The following is a 3,985-nucleotide window of genomic DNA, read 5'->3' on the forward strand; positions in this document are numbered from 1 at the left end:
CTCTCATATGCTCCTACCCGCCCGCGGTACGGGGACGCATCTGAACCCTCGCTGGGTGGTGGTGGGCTGCAGGTCCATCATGATCCGACGGGGCGCGGAGGTGGACGAGGGCCTGCCCCAAGCCGTAGGCGGTCCCCGGACGACCGGGCAGCACGGAACCCTTTGCAGAACGGGGCCTCGTCCGCATCTTCGGGATCAGGTGATCTGGTGAATCACCCGGGGCCAACAGAGGGGATGGAAGGGGAATGTCAGAAGCGCTGCGGTTGATTGGGTGCACCATGCTCTTCGCGGCTTGCACGGCGGCGCCCGACCAGAACCGCCCGAGCGGACCGCCGTGGGAGATCCCGGTGGTGGTGGTGCGCTATCTCCCCACGAGCGACGGTGAAATGGTCGATATATCGGCCACTGGCGACTGGGGTGAGTCCCTGGCCTACACGCGCCGGAAAACGGATTCTCTGACCGCGGCGCTCATCGTGACGCTCGAGGACGGATCGCGGTATCGCGCCTATGCCGACCCGGCCGCGCCTCCCAGCCTTCGCTACCGCGTGGTCCACACCGAGGAGCGGCTCGAACCCCTGCCCGTCCTTGACAAGCCCGGGCACGAGGTGCCGATGACGGACTACGGCGCCATCGCGGCCGCTCACGACTTCGCCGGATGGGTTGAGGACGAGGGGGTGAAGGAAGTGTGGATCTGGGGTTATCACGGCGGCGTCATCGACCTGTGGGAGTCCAACATGGCCGGTCCCTGGGGGGATGTGAGCAACAGCGATCGCGATACCCTCGACCTGCCGGTAACCGACCGTACCTATACGGTGTACCACTACAACTACCAGCGCGGTCTGGCGGAGGCGACGGAAAACCATATGCACCAGTTGGAGGCGGTGATAAACGCTGCGGACGGGCGCGATTCGACACCCGACGATGCCTGGGGCGACCTGTTGTTCTGGGGCAAGTTCGTGGGAAGTGACATCTCGCACCGGATCGTGAGTCCGCGGTGCGGGTGGTCGCACTTTCCGCCGAACGCCGAGCGAGATTACGACTGGGCGAACCGGCGATTCGTCGAGACCGATTGCGAAGATTGGCGTCCCGGCGGCATGGGCGCCACGCAGCAGATGAACTGCGAACGGTGGGGATGCACCGGCCTGGGCTGGTTCCGATACTGGTCCCAGAACATTCCGGGCGCCGGTCACACGCTGTCGTACGACGGTCGGCCGCTGACCAATTGGTGGCGGCTGATCGGGGACTACGACGGGGCCATGCGCGAGGGGTATGGTCTGGTGGAACGATGAGGTTCCGCCGCGCACCGCGGTGGCTGGCCGCTAGGCCTCCAGATCCACCAGCGGCGCGGAGTACTCCCCCGAGAAGCACGCCGCGCAGAACGGCCCGCGCTCCTCGACCGCGGCGACCATCCCGTCCAGCGTCAGGTATCCGAGCGAGTCGACCCCCAGCTCGGCGGCGATCTCGTCGACGGTCATCTGCGACCCCAGGAGTTCCCCCTTCGACGGCATGTCGATCCCGTAGAAGCATGGGTACCGGACGGGCGGGCTCGCCACCCGGAAGTGCACCTCGGCCGCTCCCGCGCCGCGGATGAACTTGACCAGGCTGCGCGACGTGGTGCCCCGCACGATCGAGTCGTCCACCACCACCACCCGCTGCCCGGCGAGCACGTCGCGCACCGGGTTGTACTTGATGCGGGCGCCGAAGTCGCGGTCGGCCTGGCTCGGCCGGATGAAGGTGCGGCCCACGTAGTGGTTGCGCAGCAGGCCGAGTTCGTACGGGATGCCGCTCTGCTCGCTGTATCCGAGCGCGGCCGAGTTGGCGCTGTCGGGCACCGCGATCACGCAGTCTCCGGAAACGGGGTGCTCCCGCGCGAGTTGGCGCCCGAAGGCCCGCCGCGCACGGTCGACGCTGATGCCCCAGAGGTTCGAGTCGGGGCGCGCGAAGTACACGAGCTCGAAGATGCAGGGCGCGGGGGTCTCGGGGTGGAGACCCGGGAGACTCTCGACGCGGCCGTCCCGGAAGCGGAGCAGTTCACCCGGCTCGATGTCGCGCACGAAGGTGGCCCCCATGATGTCGAGCGCGCAGGTCTCGCTGGTGACGACATGGCCGCCGTCCAGCTCGCCGAGCACGAGGGGGCGGAAGCCGCGCGGGTCGCGCACCGCGTACATGGTGTCGCCCACGGTGAGCACGAGCGCGTAGGCGCCCTCCAGGAAGCTGAGCGCGTCGCGGATCTGGGCCACGACCGAGCGGTGGCGGGAGCGCGCGATCAGGTGGACGATCGCTTCGGAATCCGACGAGCTCTGGAAGATCGCGCCCTCGTCGACGAGCTGGCTCTTGATCGTGTTGGCGTTCGTCAGGTTGCCGTTGTGCACGATCGCGAGGTCGCCCTCCGAGTAGCTCACCACGATCGGTTGCGCGTTGACCCGCTGGCCGCTGCCCGCGGTGGAATAGCGCACGTGGCCGAGCGCGGTGCTGCCCGGCAGCGACGCGATCCGGTCCGCGGCGAAGACATCCGAGACGAGGCCGATCTCCTTGTACAGGCGGGTTCGCGCTCCGTTCGCCGCGCAGATCCCGGCCGCCTCCTGGCCCCGGTGCTGCAGCGCGTAGAGCGCGAGGAAGGCGAGTTCGGAGGCGTTCTCGATTCCGTTGATCCCCACGATTCCGCACTCTTCGCGCGGACGGTCGTCCAAAAGGGGAAGACTGATGTCGGTTGGAGCGCGGTCTCGCATTATCCTCGCCAACGCGGTGCCTTGCGGCACTCGGTGCTCACGCGGATTGCCGGTTCATGATCTCCGGAATGACACCATAATAACGTTCGCGGAGCGTTTCCGCCTCCAGCCGCAACTCCGACGACCCCGTCGCGATCTCGAGTGGCGCCCCGGGTTCGGTCACGGTGCCGACTTGCTCGCAGGGCACGCCATGGTCGGCCGCGAGGCTGCGCAGGCGCTCCTCGTCCTCGGGGGCGCAGCTGACCACCACGCGCCCATGGTCCTCGCCGAAGAGGGGCGCGGCGTCGGGGAGGGGGGCGGTGAAGCGCACGTTCGCGCCGACGCTCCTGCCCGTGCGGGGACGGCCCAGGCAGCATTCGGTCAGGGTGGCGGCGAGGCCCCCGCTGGCGACGTCATGGGCCGACTTGAGGAGGCGGCGCTGCGCCATGGCGAGGATGCAGCGCTGGAGCGCGCGTTCGGCGGCGAGGTCGACCGGCGGCGGCTCCCCCGCGACCAGGCCGTGCAGCGCGTACAGGTACTCGGAACCGCCCAGTTCGCCGATGTTCGCGCCCAGCAGGAAGATGGGGTCGCCGGGGTCGCGAAAGGCGTGCCGCACGACGGTCTCCACATCGTCGATCACGCCGATCATCCCGATCACCGGGGTGGGATAGACCGCCTTGCCGTCGGTCTCGTTGTAGAACGACACGTTGCCGCCGGTGACGGGGGTCTCCAGGTAGGCGCACGCGTCGCGCATCCCGAGCACGGCTTCGCGGAACTGGTGCTGGATATGGGACTTGAGCGGGCTGCCGAAGTTGAGGCAGTTGGTGACGGCCATCGGCACCGCGCCGGTGCACGCGACATTGCGGGCGGCCTCGGCCACGGCGCCCATTGCACCGCGCCTTGGATTCAGGTACGTGTGGCGTCCGTTGCAATCCGTGGAGGCCGCGACGCCCCGGTTCGTACCCGGGATCCGGATCACCCCCGCGTCTCCGCCGGGCCGCTCGATCGAGTTGCCGCGCACCGTCGTGTCGTATTGTTCGTACACCCACTGCTTCGACGCCACGTTGGGCGAGCCCACCACCTGCAGAAACGCATCCTTCAGCCCGGCAGGCGGCTCCGCGTACGGCGCGATGTCCATTTCGCGCAGCGCCCGCACCTCGTCCCCCTCCTCGCCCTGCCGCTCGTAGGTCGGGCAGCCGTCGGTCAGCGGAAGCGCGGGGATGTCCGCCACCGCGACCCCGTCTTCCAGCACCCGGAAGCTCCCCGTCGCGGTGACT

Annotated in this window: 3 protein-coding genes; 1 reads left to right on the forward strand and 2 read right to left on the reverse strand. The window is 68.6% G+C overall.

The features are described from left to right. The first annotated feature begins 245 nt into the window (after nucleotides 1-245). Nucleotides 246-1,289, forward strand: coding sequence for a hypothetical protein (locus tag F4Y38_09205; protein ID MXY49453.1), 1,044 nt, complete (start codon nucleotides 246-248; stop codon nucleotides 1,287-1,289). A 30-nt stretch (nucleotides 1,290-1,319) separates the two neighbouring features. Here F4Y38_09205 and F4Y38_09210 read toward each other — a convergent pair whose 3' ends face one another. Both F4Y38_09210 and F4Y38_09215 read right to left on the reverse strand, forming a co-directional pair. Next, nucleotides 1,320-2,729: an amidophosphoribosyltransferase gene (locus tag F4Y38_09210; GenBank protein ID MXY49454.1), complete on the reverse strand. Its 1,410-nt coding sequence runs from the start codon at nucleotides 2,727-2,729 to the stop codon at nucleotides 1,320-1,322. A gap of 37 nt (nucleotides 2,730-2,766) precedes the next feature. Next, complete coding sequence (locus F4Y38_09215) at nucleotides 2,767-3,960, reverse strand: hypothetical protein (protein MXY49455.1); 1,194 nt, start codon at nucleotides 3,958-3,960, stop codon at nucleotides 2,767-2,769. Between the last annotated feature and the right edge of the window lie 25 nt (nucleotides 3,961-3,985).

This window comes from Gemmatimonadota bacterium, from assembly GCA_009838645.1.
Classification (GTDB): domain Bacteria; phylum JAAXHH01; class JAAXHH01; order JAAXHH01; family JAAXHH01; genus JAAXHH01.

Bases quoted from the DNA above. Each gene is read 5' to 3' on its own strand.
- F4Y38_09210 (MXY49454.1), bottom strand. From the start codon at position 2,729: ATGCGAGACCGCGCTCCAACCGACATCAGTCTTCCCCTTTTGGACGAC.
- F4Y38_09205 (MXY49453.1), top strand. From the start codon at position 246: ATGTCAGAAGCGCTGCGGTTGATTGGGTGCACCATGCTCTTCGCGGCT.